The organism is Kitasatospora sp. NPDC056531 (assembly GCF_042794375.1).
GTDB lineage: Bacteria > Actinomycetota > Actinomycetes > Streptomycetales > Streptomycetaceae > Kitasatospora.
The window spans coordinates 106,097-127,432 of sequence record NZ_JBHTTU010000013.1 but is presented as its reverse complement, the minus strand read 5'-3'; the positions used below and the strand labels follow the sequence as shown (position 1 = coordinate 127,432).

Sequence of the window (21,336 nt, the reverse complement as noted above, 5' to 3'; positions counted from 1 at the left end):
CTCGGATCAGCTCCCTTCGGAATGGTCGGCCCCGTTGAGGGCGTCCTGCAGTTGCTTCGGGGCGCGGCTGCGCCGACGCGGCACCGGCGGGAGCTCCTGGCCGGGCAGCGGCGGCACCGGGTACCCGCCCGCCATCGGATCGAACTCGCCCTTGGGGTACGGCCCGTCCTCAGCCGCCGCGGCTTCCTCGGGCTGCTTCTTCAGGAAGTCCCGCAGCAGCGCCAGCAGCAGGATCACGCCGACCGGCGCGCCCACGTACAGCAACACCTCGGCGACGCCGTAGCCCTCGTTGCGCAGCGCCCGCACGCTCGCGATCAGCACCAGCCACACCAGCGAGACCGGGATCAGCACCTTCCAGCCCAGCTTCATGAACTGGTCGTAGCGGAACCGGGGCAGCGTGCCGCGCAGCCAGATGAAGAAGAACAGCAGCAGCTGGATCTTCAGCGTGATCCACAGCATCGGCCACCAGCCGTGGTTGGCGCCCTCCCAGAAGGTCGACACCGGCCAGGGGGCCCGCCAGCCGCCCAGGAACAGGGTCGAGGCCACCGCCGAGACGGTCACCATGTTGACGTACTCGGCCAGCATGAACATCGCGAACTTCAGCGAGGAGTACTCGGTGTTGAAGCCGCCGACCAGCTCACCCTCGGCCTCCGGGAGGTCGAACGGCGCCCGGTTGGTCTCACCGACCATCGAGATGATGTACACGATGAACGACACCGGCAGCAGCGCCGCGAACCAGGTCGGCTGCTGGTGCGCCACGATCTCCGAGGTCGACATCGAGCCCGAGTAGATGAACACCGCCGCGAAGGACAGGCCCATCGCGATCTCGTAGCTGATCATCTGCGCGGAGGAGCGCAGCCCGCCCAGCAGCGGGTAGGTCGAGCCGGAGGACCAACCGGCCAGCACGATCCCGTAGATGCCCACCGAGGCCGTCGCCAGGATGTACAGCAGTGCCACCGGGAGGTCGGTCAGCTGCAGCGGCGTCCGGGTGCCGAAGATCGACACCTCGTTGCCGGCCGGACCGAACGGGATCACCGCGAAGGCCATGAAGGCGGGGATGGCGCAGACGATCGGGGCCAGGATGTAGACCACCTTGTCCGAGCCCTTGACCACCAGGTCTTCCTTCAGCGCCAGCTTCACACCGTCCGCCAGCGACTGCAGCATGCCCCACGGGCCGTGCCGGTTCGGCCCGATGCGCAGCTGCATCCAGGCCACCACCTTGCGCTCCCAGACGATCGCGATCAGCACCGTCAGGACCAGGAACGCGAAGCAGAACACCGCCTTCAGCAGCACCAGCCACCACGGGTCCTGCCCGAAGAAGTGGAGCGTCTCGTACGGCTGCGGAGTCATCGGCCATCCCCTTCGCGGCCGGCCCCGGCCTCGTCCTCGACGACGACCGGCTCCAGTGTGGCCGCGGCGATCGTGACCAGGTGGCCGACGGTGGTCCCGAGCGTGCGGTGGGCGCCGCCCGGCGTGGAGTTGAGCGGGATCCAGACCGTACGGTCCGGGATCGATTCGGTGACCTCCAGCGGCAGGATCAGCGAGCCGGCCGGGCCGGTCAGCCGCAGCGCGGCCGCCGCCTCGGCGTCGATCTCCTTCGCGGTGGCGGCCGAGATCCGGGCCACCGCCCGGTGCCGGGTGCCCGCCAGGTGCGGATCGCCCTGCTGCAGCACGCCGTTGTCCAGCAGCTGGCGCCAACCGGCCAGCACCGCCTGGCCGGTGGCCGGGCGGGGCACCACGCCCGGGTGCGCCGCCGGGTCGGCCGCGCGGTCGCCCTGCCAGGGCTCGAAGCGGTCCAGCTCCAGCCGGGCCGCCCGGACGTCCGCCAGGCCCAGCCGGTGGCCCAACGCTTCGGCCAGCATGCTCAACACCCGCAGGTCGGGCTGGAGGTGACCGCCCATCTGCTGGTCCGGCTTGAGCGCGGCCTCGAACATCCGCACCCGGCCCTCCCAGTCCAGGAAGGTGCCCGCCTTCTCGGCCACCGCCGCCACCGGCAGCACCACGTCCGCCCGGGCCGTCACCGCGGAGGGCCGCAGCTCCAGCGACACCACGAACGGCACCGCGGCCAGGGCCTCGTCGGCCAGCGCAGGTTCCGGCAGGTCGTCCGGGTCGACCCCGCCGACCAGCAGCGCGTCCAGGTCGCCCTGGGCGGCCGCGGTCAGGATCCGGTCGGTGTCCCGGCCCGGCCGCGAGGGCAGCTCGGCCACCCCCCACACCTCGGCCGCCTCCGCCCGGGCCGCCGCAGCGGCCACCGGGCGGCCGCCGGGCAGCAGACCCGGCAGCGCACCGGCCTCCACCGCACCGCGCTCCCCCGCCCGGCGCGGCACCCACGCCAGCTCGGCCCCGGTCGCGTGCGCCAGCCGCAGCAGCGCCGTCAGCGCGCCCGGGACCGCGGCCAGCCGCTCGCCCGCCAGGATCACCGCGCCCGGCCGGCGCAGCAGTTCGGCCGCCTGTCCGGCCTCGTCGTTCAGCGGCTCGTCCGCCGCCAGCGCCGCGAACCACTCCGGCTCGGTGCCGGGGGCGGCCGGCAGCAGCGCGCCGCGCAGCTTGGCCAGGCCCCGGGAGGCGAAGGCCGCCACCGAGTACACCTTCAGCCCGTGGCCGCGGGTGGCCTTGCGCAGCCGCAGGAAGACGATCGGCGACTCCTCCTCCGGTTCGAGGCCCGCCAGCAGCACCGCCGGAGCCTGTTCCAGCCGCTCGTACGTCACCCCGTCACCGGCCACGTCCACCCCGCGCCCGGCGACCGCCGCGGCCAGGAAGTCCGCCTCCTCACCGGTGTGCGGGCGGGCCCGGAAGTCCACGTCGTTGGTGCCGAGCACCACCCGGGCGAACTTGGCGTAGGCGTACGCGTCCTCGACCGTCGCCCGGCCGCCGGCCAGCACCCCGGTACGGGCTCCGCGCAGACCCTCGGCCGCCCGGGCCAGTGCCTCCGGCCAGGAGACGGGCACCAGTTCGCCGTCCTCCCGCACCAGCGGGGTGGTCAGCCGGTCCCGCAGTTGGGCGTAGCGGAAGGCGAACCGGCCCTTGTCGCAGTTCCACTCCTCGTTCACCGCCGGGTCCTCGCCCGCCAGTCGGCGCAGCACCTTGCCGCGCCGGTGGTCGGTGCGCTGGGCGCAGCCCGCCGAGCAGTGCTCGCACACGCTCGGCGAGGAGACCAGGTCGAAGGGGCGCGAGCGGAAACGGTAAGCCGCCGAGGTCAGCGCGCCGACCGGGCAGATCTGGATGGTGTTCCCGGAGAAGTACGACTCGAAATCGTCCCCCTCGCCGGTGCCGACCTGCTGCAGCGCGCCGCGCTCGACCAGGTCGATGAACGGGTCCCCGGCGATCTGCTGGGAGAAGCGGGTGCAGCGCGCGCACAGCACGCAGCGCTCCCGGTCCAGCAGCACCTGGCTGCTGATCGGCACCGGCTTCTCGTAGGTGCGCTTCATGCCCTCGAAGCGGGAGTCCGCGCCGCCGGCGGACATCGCCTGGTTCTGCAGCGGGCACTCGCCGCCCTTGTCGCAGATCGGGCAGTCCAGCGGGTGGTTGATCAGCAGCAGTTCCATCACGCCGCGCTGGGCCTTCTCGGCCACCGGCGAGCTGAGCTGGGTGCGCACCACCATGCCCTCGGCGACCGGGATGGTGCAGGAGGCGACCGGCTTGCGCTGGCCCTCGATCTCGACGATGCACTGCCGGCAGGCACCGGCCGGGTCGAGCAGCGGGTGATCGCAGAAGCGCGGGATCTGGGTGCCGATGGTCTCGGCGGCCCGGATCACCAGGGTGCCCTTGGGGACCTTCACTTCGACGCCGTCGATGGTGAGCGTGACCAGTTCGACCGCTGTGTCGGAGGCGGTTGGCTCTGTGATCGTCACGCGTGCACCTCCCTTTCGGTGGCGGACTGGTGGCCGGGGCGGGGGCCGTCGGCCCAGACGGTGGAGGCGGCCGGGTCGAACGGGCAGCGGCGCTCGGCGAGGTGCTGCTCGTACTCGGCCCGGAAGTGCTGGAGCGAGGAGACGATCGGGCTGGCCGCGCCGTCGCCCAGCGCGCAGAAGGACTTGCCGTTGATGTTGTCGGCGATGTCGAGGAGCTTCTCCAGGTCCCCCTCGACGCCCTCGCCCGCCTCGATCCGCTCGAGCAGCTGGACCAGCCAGTAGGTGCCCTCGCGGCAGGGGGTGCACTTTCCGCAGGACTCGTGGGCGTAGAACTCGGTCCAGCGGGTGACCGCCCGCACCACGCAGGTGGTCTCGTCGAAGACCTGCAGCGCCTTGGTGCCGAGCATCGAGCCGGCCGCGCCGACGCCCTCGTAGTCCAGCGGGACGTCGAGGTGCTCGTCGGTGAACATCGGGGTGGAGGAGCCGCCCGGGGTCCAGAACTTCAGCCGGTGCCCGGGGCGGATGCCGCCGCTGAGGTCCAGCAGCTGGCGCAGGGTGACGCCGAGCGGGGCCTCGTACTGGCCGGGGTTGGTGACGTGGCCGGAGAGCGAGTAGAGCGTGAAGCCGGGGGACTTCTCGGTGCCCAGGCCCTTGAACCACTCCTTGCCCCGGGTCAGGATCGGCGGCACCGAGGCGATCGACTCGACGTTGTTGACCACCGTCGGGCAGGCGTACAGGCCGGCGATCGCCGGGAACGGCGGCCGCAGCCTCGGCTGGCCGCGCCGGCCCTCCAGCGAGTCCAGCAGCGCCGTCTCCTCGCCGCAGATGTACGCGCCGGCGCCGGCGTGCACGGTGATGTCGAGGTCCACGCCGGAGCCGAGGATGTTCCGGCCCAGCAGCCCGGCCTGGTACGCCTCGGCGACGGCCGCGTGCAGCCGGCGCAGCACCGGGACGACCTCGCCGCGCAGGTAGATGAACGCGTGGTCGCAGCGGATCGCGTAGGAGGCGATGACCATGCCCTCGATCAGCGCGTGCGGGTTGGCGAACAGCAGCGGGATGTCCTTGCAGGTGCCCGGTTCGGACTCGTCCGCGTTGACCACCAGGTAGTGCGGCTTGCCGTCGTTCTGCGGGATGAACTGCCACTTCATCCCGGTGGGGAAGCCGGCGCCGCCGCGGCCGCGCAGGCCGGCGTCCTTGACCAGGGCGATCACGTCGTCCGGGGGCATCGCCAGGGCCGCCTTGAGGCCCTCGTAGCCCTGGTGGCGGCGGTAGGTGGCGAGCGTCCAGGGGCGGCTGTCGTCCCAGGAGGCGGACAGGACGGGGGTGAGCAGCTTCTCGGCCGGCTCGGCGGAGGTCATCACGCTTCGGTCCCTTCCTGGCCGGGCTCCTCGTGGCGCGGGGAGACCACCTTGGTGCCGCCGGTGCCGGGCAGGGCCTCGCCCCTGGACAGGCGCAGCCCGGCCAGTGAGGGGGCGCCGCCGGCGCCGGACTCGTCGTTGGCGCCGGGGCGCTCGTCGGGGAAGCCGGCCAGGATCCGGGCGGTCTCCTTGAAGCCGCACAGCCGGGCGCCGCGGGTGGGCCGCACCTCCCGGCCGGCCCGCAGGTCGTCGACAAGCTGCTTGGCGCTCTCCGGGGTCTGGTTGTCGAAGAACTCCCAGTTGACCATCACCACGGGGGCGTAGTCGCAGGCCGCGTTGCACTCGATGTGCTCGATCGAGACCTCGCCGTCCTCGGTGGTCTCGTTGTTGCGGATGCCCAGGTGCTGCTGGAGCCCGGCGAAGATCTGGTCGCCGCCGAGCACCGCGCACAGGGTGTTGGTGCAGACCCCGACGTGGTACGTCCCGGCCGGGCGCCGCCGGTACATGGTGTAGAAGGTGGCCACGGCGGTGACCTCGGCGGTGGTGAGGTCCAACTGCTCGGCGCAGAACCGGATCCCGGTCGGGCTGACGAAGCCCTCCTCGGCCTGGACCAGGTGCAGCAGCGGCAGCAGCGCCGAGCGGGCCTGCGGGTAGCGGCCGATCAGCTCGGCGGCGTCGGCGGCCAGCCGGGTGCGCACCTCCTCGGGGTACGGCGGGGCCGGCAGCGCCGGCAGTCCGAGTTCGACGTTGGTCACCGGTCCACGCCTCCCATCACCGGGTCGATCCCGGCCACCGCGACGATCACGTCGGCCACCTGGCCTCCCTCGCACATCGCCGCCATCGTCTGCAGATTGGTGAACGACGGATCCCGGAAGTGGACCCGGTACGGGCGCGTCCCGCCGTCGCTGACCACGTGCACGCCCAGCTCGCCCTTGGGCGACTCGACCGCCGCGTACGCCTGGCCGACCGGGACCCGGAAGCCCTCGGTGACCAGCTTGAAGTGGTGGATCAGGGCCTCCATCGAGGTGCCCATGATCTTGCGGATGTGGTCGAGCGAGTTGCCCATCCCGTCGGGGCCGAGGGCGAGTTGGGCGGGCCAGGCGATCTTCTTGTCGGCCACCATGACCGGGCCCGGGCGCAGCCGGTCCAGGCACTGCTCGACGATCCGCAGCGACTGCTTCATCTCCTCCAGGCGGATCAGGAAGCGGCCGTAGGAGTCGGCGCTGTCCGCCGTGGCGACCTCGAACTCGTAGTTCTCGTAGCCGCAGTAGGGGTCGGTCTTGCGCAGGTCGTGCGGCAGGCCGGTGGCGCGCAGGATCGGGCCGGTGGCGCCGAGCGCCAGGCAGCCGGGCAGGTCCAGGAAGCCGACGTCGACCAGGCGGGCCTTGAACACCGGGTTGCCGGTGGCGAGTTTGTCGTACTCGTGCATCCGGGAGCGGAAGACCTTGACCGCCTCGCGGATCTGGTCGACGGCACCGGGCGGCAGGTCCTGGGCGAGGCCGCCGGGGCGCACGTACGCGTGGTTCATGCGCAGGCCGGTGACCAGCTCGAAGACGTCCAGGATCAGTTCGCGGTCCCGGAAGCCGTAGATCATCAGGGTGGTGGAGCCGATCTCCATGCCGCCGGTGGCCAGGCAGACCAGGTGCGAGGCGATCCGGTTGAGTTCCATCATCATCACCCGGATGACGTCGGCCCGCTCCGGGATGTCGTCGGTGATGCCGAGCAGCTTCTCGACCGCCAGGCAGTAGGCGGTCTCGTTGAACAGCGGGGTCAGGTAGTCCATGCGGGTCACGAAGGTGGTGCCCTGGACCCAGCTGCGGAACTCCATGTTCTTCTCGATGCCGGTGTGGAGGTAGCCGATGCCGCAGCGGGCCTCCTTCACCGTCTCGCCGTCGATCTCCAGGATCAGCCGCAGCACGCCGTGGGTGGACGGGTGCTGGGGGCCCATGTTGACGATGATGCGTTCGTCGTCGGCCCGGCCGACCGCCTCGACCACCTCGCCCCAGTCGCCGCCGGTGACGGTGAAGACCCGGCCTTCGGTGGTCTCGCGGGCCTGCGCTTCCTCGGTCTCGCCGAGGGTCTCGTCGTGGGCCTCTTCGTAGTGCTGAGTGTTCATCAGCTGTACGACCTCCGCTGGTCGGGTGCCGGGATCTGGGCGCCCTTGTACTCGACGGGGATGCCGCCGAGCGGGTAGTCCTTGCGCTGCGGGTGGCCCAGCCAGTCGTCCGGCATCATGATCCGGGTGAGCGCCGGGTGGCCGTCGAAGACCAGGCCGAAGAAGTCGTAGGCCTCGCGCTCGTGCCAGTCGTTGGTCGGGTAGACGCTCACCACGGAGGGGATCCGGGGGTCGGCGTCCGGCGCGGTGACCTCCAGCCGGATCAGCCGGCCGTGGGTGATCGAGCGCAGGTGGTAGACCGCGTGCAGCTCGCGGCCCTTGTCGCCGGGGTAGTGCACGCCGCTGACGCCCAGGCACAGTTCGAAGCGCAGCGCCGGGTCGTCGCGCAGGATGCGGACGGTCCTCAGCAGGTGGTCGCGCTCGATGTGGAAGGTGAGCTCGCCGCGGTCGACCACGGTCTTCCCGATCACCTCGACCGGGTCGAGGCCCTGTTCCTCCAGGGCGCCCTCCAGCTCGTCGGCGACCTCGTCGAACCAGCCGCCGTACGGGCGTTCGCTCGGGCCGGGCAGCACGACGGGGGCGGCCAGGCCGCCGAAGCCGGACGTGTCGCCGCTGCCCTGGGCGCCGAACATGCCCTGGCGGCGGCCGACCACCTCGACCGGGAGTTCGCGGACCGGCTGCTCGCGGCGGGTCTCGGGTACCTGCTCGTTCATCGCAGCTGCCCCCGCATCTCGCTGATCGGGGTGGCCTTGAGGGCGAGGGCCTCGCCGAGTTCCTCGGCGCGGCGCCGGTTCACGCCCAGCGGCTCGTGCTGGATCTTGTCGTGCAGCTTCAGGATGGCGTCCATCAGCATCTCCGGGCGGGGTGGGCAGCCGGGCAGGTAGATGTCCACCGGGACGATGTGGTCGACGCCCTGGACGATCGCGTAGTTGTTGAACATCCCGCCGGAGGAGGCGCAGACGCCCATCGAGATGACCCACTTGGGGTTGGCCATCTGGTCGTACACCTGGCGCAGCACCGGGGCCATCTTCTGGCTCACCCGGCCCGCGACGATCATCAGATCGGCCTGCCGGGGGGAGCCCCGGAAGACCTCCATGCCGAACCGGGCCAGGTCGTAGCGGCCGGCGCCGGTGGTCATCATCTCGATCGCGCAGCAGGCCAGACCGAAGGTGGCCGGGAAGAGTGACGCCTTGCGCACCCAGCCGGCGGCCGTCTCCACGGTGGTGAGCAGAAAGCCGCTCGGCAGCTTCTCCTCGATTCCCATCAGATCCCTCTCAATGCCCTCAAGTCGTCTGGAAGGTCGGCCGGTTCCGGCTTGTCCGCTCGTTCACAAGCGGTCGCGCGCCGGTCGACGGGTGGGGCGACCGCCCCGCGCTCAGTCCCACTCCAGGCCGCCGCGGCGCCACACGTAGGCGTACGCGACGAAGACGGTGGCGATGAACAGGAGCATCTCGACCAGCCCGAAGATCCCCAGGGCGTCGAAGGTCACCGCCCAGGGGTAGAGGAAGACGATCTCGATGTCGAAGACGATGAAGAGCATCGCCGTCAGGTAGTACTTGATCGGGAACCGACCGCCGCCCACGGGCTGCGGGGTCGGCTCGATGCCGCACTCGTACGCCTCCAACTTGGCCCGGTTGTAGCGCTTGGGGCCGGTGAGTGAGGCCATCACGACGGAGCCGACCGCGAACGCCGCCGCGATGGCACCTAGTACGAGGATCGGCGCGTAGGCATTCATAGCCCCCGCTCCCTCCGTCCAGTCGTCCTTGACTGCAAATCGGAACCGGCGGGTCACGCTGAGGTGAACCCGCGCTCCAGTTCCCGAGATCCACCTCATGTGAGGCAGTTCACAAAGCCTTGGAGTGAGCGCATCCTATGCCCGTCGGCTTGTGATCTGCGACACGCAGTTCACCGTCATCTTTGTGATCTACGACACCATGTGAATGGTGGCGAATGTGAACATGCCCAGAGTTGTCGACGCAAAGGAGTCAAATGGTCACAATCAGTCGCATTCACCTTTGAAGTGGCTGGTCAGCGGCACGTTCCTATATCAACTATGCGCCGCGTAAAGCAAATTTCGGGGCGCCATGTTGACGTGTTATAGCGGCTCACTCGCAGGGGTGGCGGAGGCTTGAACGTCCGCTTGACCCTTCGTTCACAAGCGCGCGAGGTCGGCGTCGGGTGGGTTCGCCCACCGGCCCGCCGGCCCTCCGCCTCCGTCTCCGCCACCACCACCCGTCGTCCGGGCGCGCCGGGCGCCAGGGGCCGGGGGCCGGGGGGCGGGGGGCGGGGGCCGGGGGCCGGGGGCCGGGGGGCGGGGGCCGGGGGGGGCGGGCGCCTAGCGCCGAGCACGCAGACACGTTGGCACCAGGGCGCTGACACCAAGCACGCAGGCACCGGGCGCCGAGCGCCGAGCACGCAGGCGCCGGGCGTCGCCCGCGTGCCGCTCGTGCTTGCGCTCGCCGCTCATGCCGGCACACACCGCCCATCCCTGCGCGCGCCCGTGGCGGGTCGGGCCGGAGGCGGCTCTCGTGCGGCCCCTGCCCTGGGGCTGTCCCTCCTCGTCCTGTGGGCCGTGGCCCAGCTACCGGCTGCCGGCCGACTGCTCCCAGATCCAGGCCGCGATGCCCACCCGGTTACGGGCTCCGATCTTGCGCTGGATGTTCGCGAGATGGTTCTTCACCGTCCCTGGTGAGATGAACAGCCCTGCGCCGATCTCGGCGTTGGTCGCGCCGTCCGCCACCAGCTCGGCGATCTCCCTTTCCCTCGTGGTCAGTTCCTCCGCCGGCCCGGCCACCGGCTGCTGCGTCGTCACAGCCGCCTTGGCGCCCGGCCCGGGCTTCGACTCCGCCTCCGGAAGTGCCATGTGCTTCAGGAGCCGGACAGTGACCTGCGGACTGATCAACGCGTCCCCGACCATCGCCGCCCGGACCGCCTCGATCAGTAACACCGGCCCCGAGCGCTTCAGCAGGAACCCGGCCGCTCCGTGCCGCAGTGCCGTGTGCACGTACTCGTCCAGGTCGAAGGTGGTCACCACGATCACCTTGCACTGGTCGGCCAACTGCCGCGTGACTTCCAGACCGTCGAGCTTCGGCATCCGGATGTCCGCGAGCACCACGTCCGGCCGCAGTCTCCTTGCCTCCTCCACCGCTGCGGCGCCGTCCGCCGCCTCCGCCACCACCACCATGTCCGGCTGCACGTCCAGGATCATCCGGAACGCACTGCGGATGTCCGCCTGGTCGTCCGCGATCAGGATCCGAATCGGCCCTGTGCCACTGCCCACGTCCTACACCTCCCCGTTACCGACCCACGTCGGCTTCTACGATCGCGCCGGCCCTGCGCCGGATTCCTCCAGCGGAAGCACCGCCGTCACCCGCCAGGCCTCCCGCTCGTGCGGGCCGGCTTCCAGCGAACCACCGAGGGCCTCCACCCGGGCCGCCAACCCCGGCAGCCCGCTGCCACCGCCCCGACGCGGCAGCCCCGCCGGGCCCGGTGCGCGACCGTCGTTGGTCACCGTCAGCTCCAGCCGTCCGCCGCTGCGACGGGCCCGGACCTCGACCGCCTGTGCGGCCGGAGCATGCCGCCGGACATTGGTCAGGGACTCGACCACGATTCGGTGGACGGTGCCCTCCACCTCGCGCGGCACCGGCCCCTCCGGCAGCTCCAACCGGACTTCAGCGCCACCCGTCGCGGTGAACTGCTCCGCTACCTCAACGAGTTCGGCAAGGCCGGGCTGCGGAGCCCGGCCGCCGCCGTCCTCCCTGCGAAGCAGCTGTACCGTCCGGTCCAGCGAGGCCAGCGCCCGCTGCCCGGCCTGCTCTATTCGCTGGAACATCTCGGCCGCCCGATCCGGATCGATCCCGGCCAGGTACGCCCCCGCCTGGGCCTGGGCGACCATTCCGCTGACATCGTGCGCCACGAAGTCGTGCAGGTCGTGGGCCAGTTCGATCCGCTGCGCGCGCCTGGCCTCGACCACCGCCTTGTTGCGCCCCTCGTCCAAGCCCCGCAGGTAGAGCCCGATCAGAACGGCCGGCAGGGAGAGCGTCGAGCCGAACCCGAAGACCGTGAGCATGTCCCCAGGCCCTTCGACGAACGTGAACCGGGACAGCCAGAGGGCGACCGCCCCGCACGCCGTCCAGGCCGCCGCCGCGCACCGCGGGCCGTCCTCGGCGCGCAGGCTGATGACCACCGACAGCAGCAGGACGGCCAGTTCGACCAGGCCCAACAGCCCGGCCCAGCGATCCGCCTCCACCCAGCGGCCGAGGAACCAGACGGCGGCCGTGACCACGACCGACGCCGCCCCGAGCGCCGTGGTCACGGCCGCCGCCCCGTACCGCCCCCGCGCCACCCAAGCCGGCAGCGCCAGGACCAGGACAACCCCGGACAGAATCTGAGTCATCGTCACCACCTCTCCTCGACTCTTCGACTGCCGTCACATTACGACGCCGCCGGGTCGGCGCGCCTGTGCCGATCGGCATATCTCAAAGGCCGGTTGAGCAGGAGGAACAGCCCGATCGGCATCTGCCTCGAACCCCTGGCCGGCCTCCAGTCTTGAGTCATCGCACCGGCCACGGAGGCCGGATCCGAAGGGAGTCCACCATGTCGAAGCTCGTGATCAACGCCCGCGACACCGCCCACCGGGCCGAGGCGACTTCCCCGGACGTTCCGCCCGCCCCGCGCTGGGCCCAGCTCGCCGCCAAGGCCGCCGCCCTCACCGCCGTCCCCTCGGGGCTGTGGCGGACCGCCTTCGGCTTCGGCGTCCCGGTCGGCTTCACCGGCGCGACGGCCGCGGCGTACGGCGAGCACCAGCCGGGTTGGGGCACCGTCTACTGCGTGGTGCTGAGCGCCCTGGCCGAGACGCTGGCCTTCCTGACCCTGGGCCTGGTCCGCCCCTGGGGGCTGGTGGCGCCCCGGTGGATCCCGCTGATAGGCGGCCGCCGGGTCCAGCCGCTCGCCGCGATCGTCCCGGCCCTGCTGGGCTCGGTGATACTCACCTTCCTCGGCATGGAGGGGTTGTTCGGCCGCTGGGCCCACAACCTGGCTGAGCCGGATTCGCCGCGCGGCTTCGCCGCCGTCGTGATGACGCTCGCATACCTGCCCCTGGTCGCCTGGGGCCCGCTGCTCAGCGCGGTCACCATCGACTACGCCCGCCGGACTCTGCGGTGGCGCCGGTGACGATGCGGCGGGTCACACGGGGCCGGCTCCGGACCCGGCTCCGCCGAGCAGGGCGAGCGGACCCATCCGGTTCCCGGCCACGGTGATGCCGAAGACGGCGGCCCACAGCGGCTCGGTGCCGAGCAGCAGGCTCACCCGGGACGGCGAGGTGGCCCGGACAGCCCACATCTGAACGAAGAAGGCGAACAGCGTGCAGAACAAGGACAGGTGCAGCAGCCAAACCCACTGGCCAACCCCGTACGAGCGCGCAACGGTCCACGGCGCGGGCCCGACCGACAACGCGACGACGGCGAACACTCCGGTGGCCACGGCGAGTTGGACCCAGATGAAGGCGAGCATGTCGGTGTCGCGGACGGCCCGGGTGCGGGCCATCGCGAGGACGTACGCCGAGCGGACCAGGGCGGCGCCCAGCATCAGCAGGTCACCGAGCGTCGGAGGGCGCAGCCCGCCGTCACCGGTGAGCAGGGCGACGCCGAGGACGGCCAGCCCGGCGGCCGCAAGGAAGGCCCGCGGCGGTGCGGTCCGGCCGAGGGCGCTCTCGCCGAGCGGGGTGAGCACCATCGCGAGGCTGATGATCAGCCCGGCGTTGGTCGCGGAGGTGTGCACGGCGCCATAGGTCTCCAGCAGGAAGATCCCGCCGAGCACCAGCCCCAGTGCGGCGCCGCCGAGCCACTCGGCGCGGCTCAGCCTCCGCAGGGAGCGCCAGGCGACCACCCCGAGCAGCGGCAGCACCAGCCCGAACCGCAGCACGAGCATCGCCACGACCGTCCCCGGCTCGGCCACCCGCTGGACGGCGAGGAAGCTCGCCCCCCACACCACCGCGACGAACAGCACCGAAAGATCACGAAGGGCCGGCGAGGACGAGTCCTTGGACAGGGAGGCAGGCATGACGAGGATCCCTCCGGACGAACGGAACCGACGGGCGCGAGGACCGTACGGCGTCGGACGGACCCAGGAGCCGGGTGGAGGACCCGGCGGTGGACGGGGCGCGGCTTGGAACGAGGGGGCGCCATCTTCGCGCACCGGATGGCAGGTGATCAATGCCGTTCCGGACACCGGATGGTCGGCCTGGCCCGCTCCGTCAGCCGTCGAGCAGGCCGTTCGCCGCGGCGATCGCCTCGATATCGGCCGGCGTCCCGGACATGATGACGCGGACGTGCTCGGTGACGAGCTCGACCGGCCAGTCCCACCAGGCGGCGCGGAGCAGGCGCTCGATGTCGGCGTCGTCGAAGCGACGACGGATCGGGCGGGCGGGGTTGCCGCCGACGATGGTGTAGGGCTCGACGTCGGCGGTGACCACCGCACCGGCCGCGATGATCGCGCCATCGCCGATCCGGACCCCGGGCAGCACGGTGGCCCCGAAGCCGAGCCAGACGTCATTGCCGACCACCGTGTCGCCCCGGCTGGGCAGGCCCGTGACGATGTCGAGGGTCCGCTCGGTCCAACTGCCGCCGAACATCGTGAAGGGGAAGGTGGAGACACCGACGGTCGGATGGGCGGCGCCGGCCATCAGGAAACGGGTGCCGGTGGCGATCGCGCAGTACTTGCCGATCACCAGCCGCTCGGGGCCGTACGCGTAAAGGACGTTGCGTTCCTCGAAGCGAGTGGCTCCGTCGGGGTCGTCGAAGTAGGTGTACTCACCGACCTCGATCCGCGGGTCGGCGACGAGCGGACGTAGCAGGACGACCCGGTCGTGGCCGACGAGCGGGTGGAGGGCGGTGGAGTCGGGGATGACGGTGTCGGGCACGCGAGCTCCTCTCGTAATGCGACTTGGGTCGCATTACGATGAGCATGGCAGGATCACCACTCCACGGCAAGCCTTAACGCGACTGGAGTCGACTTTGACCGGAGCCACCCACCCCACGCCTGAGCCCCACACCCCGACCCCGCGCCCGGGCGGCCGCAGCGCCCGGGTACGGGCGGAGGTGGTCGCCGCCACCCTCGCCGAGGTCACCGAGAAGGGGTACGACAACCTCACCGTCGAGGCGGTCGCCACCCGCTCCGGCGTCCACAAGGCCACCCTCTACCGGCGCTGGGGCGGGGTGGACGGCCTGGTCGCCGACGCCCTGGCGGCCTCCGCCGACCAACCCTGGCCCCTGCCCGACACCGGAGACCTCCGAGAGGACCTCCGCCGGATCACCCAGGAGGTGTTCAGCGTCTTCACCGACCCGGAGCTCGGCCCCACGCCCACCGCGCTGATCTCCGCCGCCCAACGCTCCGACACCGGCGCGGCCGCCCTGCGCGCCTTCTTCGCGGCCCGCCACCGCCAGGCCGCCGAAGTCGCCGAACGGGCCGCCGCCCGGGGCGAGTTGCCCGCCGGAACGGACGGCGCCGAGGTGGTCCTGGCCGCCACGGCGCCGCTCTACTACCGGCTGTTCGTCTCCGGCGAGCCGCTGGACGCCGGCACCGCCGAGCGGGCCGCCGACGCCGCTGCCCTGGCCGCCCGCGCCGGTCTGTTCACGGCCACCCCGACCGCCCCGGAAAGAAACTGACCGACCATCACGCCATCACAGCCCTAGGGCCCCCGGCCGTCCCACCCCCTACCGCATCCCCACCCGGCCGTGGATGATTCCTCCATGACAATCCAGCCGTCCACCACCCCCCGGAAGGCCCGTCACGTGAAGCGCAAGCACTGGGCGCTGGTCGCCGCCGCGACCGTCCTCCCGCTCGTGGCGAGCACCGGCACCGCCATCGCGGACGCCCCGGCGACCGGCGCCACCGCCGCCGCCGCCGGCTGCACCTACACACCGGCCGTCCCGGCCGACAACTTCAAGGGCATCCCGGTGTTCGACGCCGAGAAGGCCGCGAAGCCCTACCGCGCGACCCTGCGGACCAACCAGGGCCCGATCACCTTCGAGGCACTGACCGACAAGGCGCCCTGCACCACCTTCTCGTTCCGCTTCCTCGCCGAGCACGACTACTTCGACCGCACCCACTGCCACCGGCTCACCACCCAGCGGATCTACGTCCTGCAGTGCGGCGACCCGACCGGCACGGGCAGCGGCGGTCCGGGCTACTCGTTCCCGGACGAGAACCTGACCGGCGCCACCTATCCGGCCGGCACCGTGGCCATGGCCAACGCCGGTCCGAACACCAACGGCAGCCAGTTCTTCTTCGTCTGGAAGGACACCAAGCTCTCCCCCGCCTACACGCCCTTCGGCCGGATCACCTCGGGCCTGGACGTCCTGCAGAAGATCGCCGCCGCCGGCGAGGACGACCAGAACGGCCCGGGCGACGGCTTCCCGAACGTCCCGGTGAACATCCGCCACGTGAAGATCAGCAAGCGCTGACACCGGCACCGCGCGGCTCCCGTACGGTTGCGGTACCGACCGCACCGCAGGGGAGCAAGGGGAGCAGCACCGCATGGACAGCCGGATCTGGGAGAGCGTCGACCACTTGGTCGCGTGGCTCGACGAGCAGAGCGCACAGTCGCCGCAGGAGGAGCGCCTGCTGCGACTGCTCAAGCTCTCCGAGGAGGTCGGCGAGGTCGGCGCGGCGGTGATCGGCGCCACCGGCCAGAACCCGCGCAAGGGCGTCACCCACAGCTGGGAGGACGTCCAGCACGAGCTCTGCGACGTCGTCTTCAGCGCCCTGGTCGCCCTGCGGACGCTCACCCCGGACGCGGCCCGGGTGTTCGCCGAGCGCCTCGCCTACGTCGAACAGCGCTCCGCCGCCTCCCGCTCCGTCCCGGAGGCGGCGGAGGCGGCGGAGCCGGCGAAGGCCGCCGAGACGACGGAGGCGACGAAGACTGCCACGGAGGCACCGGAGGCACCGGAGACTGCCACGGATGCAGCCGAGACAGCCGAGACAGCCGAGCCGGACGCGCGTTAGGCGTTGGGCGCGACCCGGGTCAGGCCGTTGATCACGCGGTCCATCGCGTCGCCGCCCTGCGGGTCGGTGAGGTTGGCGAGCAGCTTGAGGGTGAAGCGCATCAGCAGCGGCCGCGGCAGGCCGTGCTGGGCGGCCAGCTGCATCACCTTGGGGTTGCCGATGAGCTTCACGAAGGCGCGGCCCAGCGTGTAGTAGCCGCCGTACACGTCCTTGAGGATGCGCGGGTAGGCCTGCAGGGCGCGCTCGCGGCCGCCGACGGTGACCCGGGCCAGGGCTTGGGTGATGACCCCGGCGGCGATCTGGCCGGATTCCATCGCGTAGGCGATGCCCTCGCCGTTGAACGGGTTGACCATGCCGCCCGCGTCGCCGACCAGCAGCAGGCCGCGGGTGTAGTGCGGCTGCCGGTTGAAGGCCATCGGCAGGGCGGCACCGCGGATCGGGTCGGTCATGTTCTCGGGGGTGTAGCCCCACTCCTCCGGCATGCTCGCGCACCAGGCCTTGAGCACCTCGCGCCAGTCCAGCTCGCCGAACGCGGAGGAGGAGTTGAGGATGCCGAGGCCGACGTTGGAGGTGCCGTCGCCCATGCCGAACACCCAGCCGTAGCCGGGCAGCAGCTTGCGCTGGCCGCCGCGGGTGTCCCACAGCTCCAGCCAGGACTCCAGGTAGTCGTCGTCGTGGCGGGGTGAGTTGAAGTAGGTGCGGTAGGCGACACCCATCGGGCGGTCCTCACGCCGGTGCAGGCCCATGGCCAGCGAGAGCCGGGTGGAGTTGCCGTCGGCGGCGACCACCAGCGGGGCGCGGAAGGTGACCGGCCGCTTCTCCTCGCCGAGCTTGGCGGTGACGCCGACGATCCGGCCGGTGCGGTCGTCCAGGACCGGCCCGCTGACGTTGCAGCGCTCGTAGAGCCGGGCGCCCGCCTTCTCGGCCTGACGGGCCAGCAGCTCGTCGAAGTCGGCGCGCTTGCGGACCAGGCCGTAGTCCGGGAACGAGGACAGCTCGGGCCAGTCCAGCTCAAGCCGGACGCCGCCGCCGATGATCCGCAGGCCCTTGTTGTGCAGCCAGCCGTTCTCGGTGGAGACATCGATGCCCATGTCCACCAGCTGCTTGGTGGCGCGCGGGGTCAGGCCGTCGCCGCAGACCTTCTCACGAGGGAAGGCGGTCTTCTCCAGCAGCAGCACGTCCAGCCCGGCCTGGGCCAGGTAGTACGCGGTGGTGGAGCCGGCCGGGCCCGCGCCGACCACGATGACGTCGGCGGTGCTCTCGACCGTGCTGTCCGGCTTCGTCAGATCGGCTGCGGTCTCGGACACGTGGACACACTCCTGGTGCTGCGGCGGGGGGACGGCGGGGACGGCGGCTTTTGTCTCCGGCAGTCTAGTTCCGCTCACACCACCGGAGACCCCCGCGCCCTGCCGCAGCGCTAGACGACCTTGTAGCCCCGGTGCAGCGCCACGACCCCGCCCGTGAGGTTGCGCCAGGCCACCTTCGACCAGCCGCTCTGCTGCAGCTTGGCGGCCAGCGCGGGCTGGTCCGGCCAGACCCGGATGGACTCGGCGAGGTAGACGTACGCGTCCGGGTTGCTGCTGACGGCGGTCGCGACCGGCGGCAGCGCGCGCATCAGGTACTCGGTGTAGACGGTGCGGAACGGCGTCCAGGTCGGCGTGGAGAACTCACAGATCACCACCTTGCCGCCGGGCTTGGTGACCCGCTGCATCTCGCGCAGCGCCGCCTCGGTGTCGTGGACGTTGCGCAGCGCGAAGGAGATCGTCACCGCGTCGAAGGTGTCATCCGCGAACGGCAGTCGGGTGGCGTCGCCGGCCGTGAGCGGCAGCTCGGGGTGGCGGCGCTTGCCCTCGGCGAGCATGCCGACCGAGAAGTCACACGGGACGACCTTGGCCCCGGCCTCGACGAAGGGCAGCGAGGAGGTGCCGGTGCCGGCCCCGAGGTCGAGCACGAGGTCCCCCGGTCCGGCGGCCACCGCCTCGGCCACCGCCCGGCGCCAGGCGCGGGCCTGGCCGAGGGAGAGCACGTCGTTGGTGAGGTCGTACTTGGCCGCGACGTCGTCGAACATGGCGGCGACTTCGTGCGGCTGCTTGTCCAGAGAGGCTCGGGTCACGAGCCCATTGTTCACCCTGGAGCGGACGCGCCGGTCAACGGGGCACACCGGACGCCGTCCACCGGCGTCATTGCGACCCGCGCCGCCCGCCCGCACGCCGTCGGCGGCGGGAGCGCTTGCCGTGGGTGATCGCGGGCATCCCGTCGGCCAGCGCCTCGGCGGCCAGCGCGAAGTTGGCGGCGAGCCGGCCCTGCCCGGCGCGGACCGCGACGGCCCGCCGGTGCCGCCGGATGCGCAGCACGCAGATCATGAAGAGCACCACGGCCACCGGCACGCTGAACCGAGCCAGCCCCACGCCCACCGGCTGCGGGTAGGTGTCGCCGCAGATCCGCACCGCGCCCGGGTCGTCGGCCGCGTGCTCCAGGCAGACCGCGTCGCCCAGCCTGGTGCCGTCGGCCAGCGGCAGCGCGGCCGCGGTGTGCGGCTGGCCGCTCACCTTGTAGCTGACGGCGCTGTACGTGCCGCCGCCGGTCGGCAGCTGGGTGACGACGCCCTCGACTCTCACCGGGTGGGCCCCGATCCGGTCGGCCTGTTCGGCCTGGCGCCAACCGAGCAGGCACATGCCGACGGCCAGCACTGCGCTGAGCACGGCGGCGAGGTACCAACCACGGCCCAACCGCGGGGTGCGCGGCGGGGGGATGGTCGCGGTTCGCATGGTTCCTGTCCTGGCTTGCCTCCGGGGCCTGGGACACGGCCCCGCCGCCCGCGGGCACGGGCGGTGGTGTGGTGAGGGTACGGAGTGAGCTGTCCGGGATCGTATCCGCTGGCGGGCCTTCAGGTCACGGCGAAGGGGGAATCACCCCCCAGGGTGAGCACCGGAGTTCGACTGCACACGAAGGAAGTCCCCTGCGCGGCAAGGCAATCCGCCTACTGGCGAGTACGTCACACCGACCCGCGGCCACAGCGGCCTCAGCGGCCTCAGCGGCCTCAGCGCCGCCGGTACACCAACCGCCCGCCCAGCACGGTCGCCAGGGCGCCACCCGGCAGCGGCCCGGAGCTCCCCTCGTCGTCGACCGCGAACACCGCGAAGTCGGCCCGGTCGCCGGCCGCCAGCCGCCCGTGCACGGCCCGCGCCAACGGCAGCACCGCCAGCGGGTCCAGCGGCCCCGCCCCGGACTCCTCCGGCCCCACCCCGGGCTCCGCCGACCCCGGCAGCGCCACCAGCCCCGGCAGCACCACCAGCCCCGAACGCGCCACCGCCGTCCGCACCGAGGCCCGCTCGAAGGGCCCGGCCACCGCCGTCACCCCGAAGCCGAGCATCCGCTGCAGCCCCCGCCGGGCACTCGCCCCGAACCGGGTCTCGTCGGCGCAACCCACCAGTTCGTCCGTGAGCGGCTCGGAGCCGATCCCCTCCCGCGGATCCGGGTGGTAGTCCCGCTCCAGCGCCCGCTGCCCGTAAGGGTTGCGCAGCCCGGGCGTGAGCACCGCCGGGCCCCAGTCCCGCACCCGCGCCGCCGGGTGCGCGGCCGCCAGTTCCGGGTACGGCCCGACGGCCTCGACCCGCTCGCCGCGCACCACCACCGCCCCGTCGGCGAAGGACGGGGCGGTGGGATCGGCCGGGTCAGGCAGCACGAGGGCGGCCCGGTGGAGGGTCAGCACCGGTGCGGGCTCAGTTGTCCAGGATCTTCAGCTCGGGGTGCGCGGTGCCGCCCTCGATCGCCGTGGAGGCGATGTGCGAGGCGACCCGCGGGTCGACCGGGTCGTTCGCCGGGTCGTCCAGCACCCGCAGGTGCTCGTACGTGGTCGAGCGCTGCGCCGGGACGCGGTCGGCGGCCCGGATCAGGTGGATCAGCTCGGTGAGGTTGGAGCGGTGCTTGGCACCGGCCGCCGAGACGACGTTCTCCTCCAGCATGACCGAGCCGAGGTCGTCCGCGCCGTAGTGCAGCGACAGCTGGCCCGCCTCCTTGCCGGTGGTGAGCCAGGAGCCCTGGATGTGGGCGACGTTGTCGAGGAACAGGCGGGCGATCGCGATCATCCGCAGGTACTCGAAGACGGTGGCCTGGGTCGAGCCCTTCAGGTGGTTGTTCTGCGGCTGGTAGGTGTACGGGATGAACGCCCGGAACCCGCCGGTACGGTCCTGCACCTCGCGGATCATCCGCAGGTGCTCGATCCGCTCGGCGTTGGTCTCGCCGGTGCCCATCAGCATGGTGGAGGTGGACTCCACGCCGAGGCCGTGGGCGATCTCCATGATCTCCAGCCAGCGCTCGCCCGACTCCTTCAGCGGGGCGATCGCCTTGCGCGGCCGTTCCGGCAGCAGCTCGGCGCCGGCGCCCGCGAAGGAGTCCAGGCCGGCCTTGTGGATCCGGGTGATCGCCTCCTCGACGGAGACGCCCGAGATCCGGGACATGTGCTCGACCTCGGAGGCACCCAGCGAGTGGATCACCAGCTGCGGGAACTCCGCCTTGATCGCCGAGAACGCGCGCTCGTAGTACTCCACGCCGTAGTCCGGGTGGTGGCCGCCCTGGAACATGATCTGGGTGCCGCCCAGCTCGACCGTCTCGGCGCAGCGGCGCAGGATCTCGTCGAGCTCGCGGGACCAGCCCTTGTCGCTCTTCGGCGGCACGTAGAAGGCGCAGAACTTGCACGCCGTCACGCAGACGTTGGTGTAGTTGATGTTGCGCTCGATGATGTACGTCGCGATGTGCTCGGTACCGGCGTAGCGGCGGCGGCGCACCGCGTCGGCGGCGGAGCCGAGCGCGTGCAGCGGCGCCGAGCGGTACAGCTCCAGCGCCTCCTCCGGAGTGATCCGGCCGCCGGCGGCGGCCCGGTCGAGCACGGCCTGCAGGTCGGTGCTGGACGCATCGAGGGTGGTCGCTGCGAGCTCGGTCACCTGGCGGCCTTCTCTCTCTCAAGTGCTACTCGGGTACGGCCGAACCAGCCTACGCCAGGCGTTTC

At 71.8% G+C, this 21,336-nt stretch carries 21 protein-coding genes; 4 read left to right on the top strand and 17 right to left on the bottom strand.

The genetic code is table 11. The features are described from left to right. Positions 1–6 precede the first annotated feature (6 nt). From nuoH to ACFQ87_RS15415, 10 genes are all read right to left on the bottom strand, one after another. Positions 7–1,350: an NADH-quinone oxidoreductase subunit NuoH gene (gene nuoH, locus ACFQ87_RS15460; RefSeq protein WP_380611254.1), complete on the bottom strand. Its 1,344-nt coding sequence runs from the start codon at positions 1,348–1,350 to the stop codon at positions 7–9. After that, positions 1,347–3,851, bottom strand: a complete 2,505-nt coding sequence (locus tag ACFQ87_RS15455) for an NADH-quinone oxidoreductase subunit G (RefSeq protein WP_380611253.1) — start codon at positions 3,849–3,851, stop codon at positions 1,347–1,349. Before ACFQ87_RS15455 ends, nuoH begins: the two co-directional genes overlap by 4 nt. Then, positions 3,848–5,209 (bottom strand): NADH-quinone oxidoreductase subunit NuoF, encoded by a 1,362-nt coding sequence (nuoF, locus tag ACFQ87_RS15450; RefSeq protein ID WP_380611252.1) that lies wholly within the window; start codon positions 5,207–5,209, stop codon positions 3,848–3,850. Before nuoF ends, ACFQ87_RS15455 begins: the two co-directional genes overlap by 4 nt. Continuing rightward, positions 5,209–5,964, bottom strand: coding sequence for an NADH-quinone oxidoreductase subunit NuoE (nuoE, locus tag ACFQ87_RS15445; RefSeq protein WP_380611251.1), 756 nt, complete (start codon positions 5,962–5,964; stop codon positions 5,209–5,211). Before nuoE ends, nuoF begins: the two co-directional genes overlap by 1 nt. Continuing rightward, positions 5,961–7,325 (bottom strand): NADH-quinone oxidoreductase subunit D, encoded by a 1,365-nt coding sequence (locus tag ACFQ87_RS15440; protein ID WP_380611250.1) that lies wholly within the window; start codon positions 7,323–7,325, stop codon positions 5,961–5,963. Before ACFQ87_RS15440 ends, nuoE begins: the two co-directional genes overlap by 4 nt. Next, positions 7,325–8,038, bottom strand: a complete 714-nt coding sequence (locus ACFQ87_RS15435) for an NADH-quinone oxidoreductase subunit C (RefSeq protein WP_380611249.1) — start codon at positions 8,036–8,038, stop codon at positions 7,325–7,327. Before ACFQ87_RS15435 ends, ACFQ87_RS15440 begins: the two co-directional genes overlap by 1 nt. Continuing rightward, the gene (locus tag ACFQ87_RS15430; protein ID WP_031079294.1) at positions 8,035–8,589 is read right to left on the bottom strand and encodes an NADH-quinone oxidoreductase subunit B family protein; all 555 of its coding nucleotides are present in this window, start codon (positions 8,587–8,589) and stop codon (positions 8,035–8,037) included. Before ACFQ87_RS15430 ends, ACFQ87_RS15435 begins: the two co-directional genes overlap by 4 nt. Positions 8,590–8,700: 111 nt before the next feature. Next, positions 8,701–9,060: an NADH-quinone oxidoreductase subunit A gene (locus ACFQ87_RS15425; RefSeq protein WP_030060100.1), complete on the bottom strand. Its 360-nt coding sequence runs from the start codon at positions 9,058–9,060 to the stop codon at positions 8,701–8,703. A gap of 846 nt (positions 9,061–9,906) precedes the next feature. Further along, positions 9,907–10,533 (bottom strand): response regulator, encoded by a 627-nt coding sequence (locus ACFQ87_RS15420; protein WP_380611270.1) that lies wholly within the window; start codon positions 10,531–10,533, stop codon positions 9,907–9,909. Positions 10,534–10,641: 108 nt separating this feature from the next. Then, the gene (locus ACFQ87_RS15415) at positions 10,642–11,721 is read right to left on the bottom strand and encodes a sensor histidine kinase (RefSeq protein ID WP_380611248.1); all 1,080 of its coding nucleotides are present in this window, start codon (positions 11,719–11,721) and stop codon (positions 10,642–10,644) included. Between the two features lie 200 nt (positions 11,722–11,921). Here ACFQ87_RS15415 and ACFQ87_RS15410 point away from each other — a divergent pair, with 200 nt between their 5' ends. Next, positions 11,922–12,497, top strand: a complete 576-nt coding sequence (locus ACFQ87_RS15410; protein ID WP_380611247.1) for a hypothetical protein — start codon at positions 11,922–11,924, stop codon at positions 12,495–12,497. A 12-nt stretch (positions 12,498–12,509) separates the two neighbouring features. Here ACFQ87_RS15410 and ACFQ87_RS15405 read toward each other — a convergent pair whose 3' ends face one another. Then, complete coding sequence (locus tag ACFQ87_RS15405; RefSeq protein ID WP_380611246.1) at positions 12,510–13,385, bottom strand: DMT family transporter; 876 nt, start codon at positions 13,383–13,385, stop codon at positions 12,510–12,512. Positions 13,386–13,578: 193 nt separating this feature from the next. Beyond that, on the bottom strand, positions 13,579–14,244 hold the full coding sequence (locus tag ACFQ87_RS15400; RefSeq protein WP_380611245.1) for a CatB-related O-acetyltransferase: 666 nt from the start codon (positions 14,242–14,244) through the stop codon (positions 13,579–13,581). Between the two features lie 94 nt (positions 14,245–14,338). On the opposite strand from ACFQ87_RS15400, the gene ACFQ87_RS15395 reads away from it, so the two are divergent. The 3 genes from ACFQ87_RS15395 (at position 14,339) to ACFQ87_RS15385 (ending at position 16,328) form a co-directional block, all read left to right on the top strand. Beyond that, positions 14,339–14,989: a TetR/AcrR family transcriptional regulator gene (locus tag ACFQ87_RS15395; RefSeq protein WP_380611244.1), complete on the top strand. Its 651-nt coding sequence runs from the start codon at positions 14,339–14,341 to the stop codon at positions 14,987–14,989. Positions 14,990–15,073: 84 nt separating this feature from the next. Then, positions 15,074–15,787 (top strand): peptidylprolyl isomerase, encoded by a 714-nt coding sequence (locus ACFQ87_RS15390; protein ID WP_380611243.1) that lies wholly within the window; start codon positions 15,074–15,076, stop codon positions 15,785–15,787. A gap of 73 nt (positions 15,788–15,860) precedes the next feature. Then, positions 15,861–16,328, top strand: coding sequence for a MazG-like family protein (locus tag ACFQ87_RS15385; RefSeq protein WP_380611242.1), 468 nt, complete (start codon positions 15,861–15,863; stop codon positions 16,326–16,328). Here ACFQ87_RS15385 and ACFQ87_RS15380 read toward each other — a convergent pair. From ACFQ87_RS15380 to mqnC, 5 genes are all read right to left on the bottom strand, one after another. Then, the gene (locus tag ACFQ87_RS15380; protein ID WP_380611269.1) at positions 16,325–17,614 is read right to left on the bottom strand and encodes a geranylgeranyl reductase family protein; all 1,290 of its coding nucleotides are present in this window, start codon (positions 17,612–17,614) and stop codon (positions 16,325–16,327) included. The genes ACFQ87_RS15385 and ACFQ87_RS15380 overlap by 4 nt on opposite strands. Before the next feature lie 131 nt (positions 17,615–17,745). Next, complete coding sequence (locus tag ACFQ87_RS15375; protein ID WP_380611241.1) at positions 17,746–18,441, bottom strand: demethylmenaquinone methyltransferase; 696 nt, start codon at positions 18,439–18,441, stop codon at positions 17,746–17,748. 67 nt (positions 18,442–18,508) lie between these two features. Beyond that, positions 18,509–19,096 carry a hypothetical protein gene (locus ACFQ87_RS15370; RefSeq protein ID WP_380611240.1) on the bottom strand — a complete coding sequence of 196 codons (588 nt, stop codon included), beginning with the start codon at positions 19,094–19,096 and terminating at the stop codon, positions 18,509–18,511. Positions 19,097–19,368: 272 nt separating this feature from the next. After that, a complete protein-coding gene (locus ACFQ87_RS15365; protein WP_380611239.1) occupies positions 19,369–20,040 on the bottom strand; it encodes a hypothetical protein in 672 nt (223 codons plus the stop codon). Between the two features lie 10 nt (positions 20,041–20,050). Beyond that, positions 20,051–21,271 carry a cyclic dehypoxanthinyl futalosine synthase gene (mqnC, locus tag ACFQ87_RS15360; protein WP_380611238.1) on the bottom strand — a complete coding sequence of 407 codons (1,221 nt, stop codon included), beginning with the start codon at positions 21,269–21,271 and terminating at the stop codon, positions 20,051–20,053. Positions 21,272–21,336: the final 65 nt, after the last annotated feature.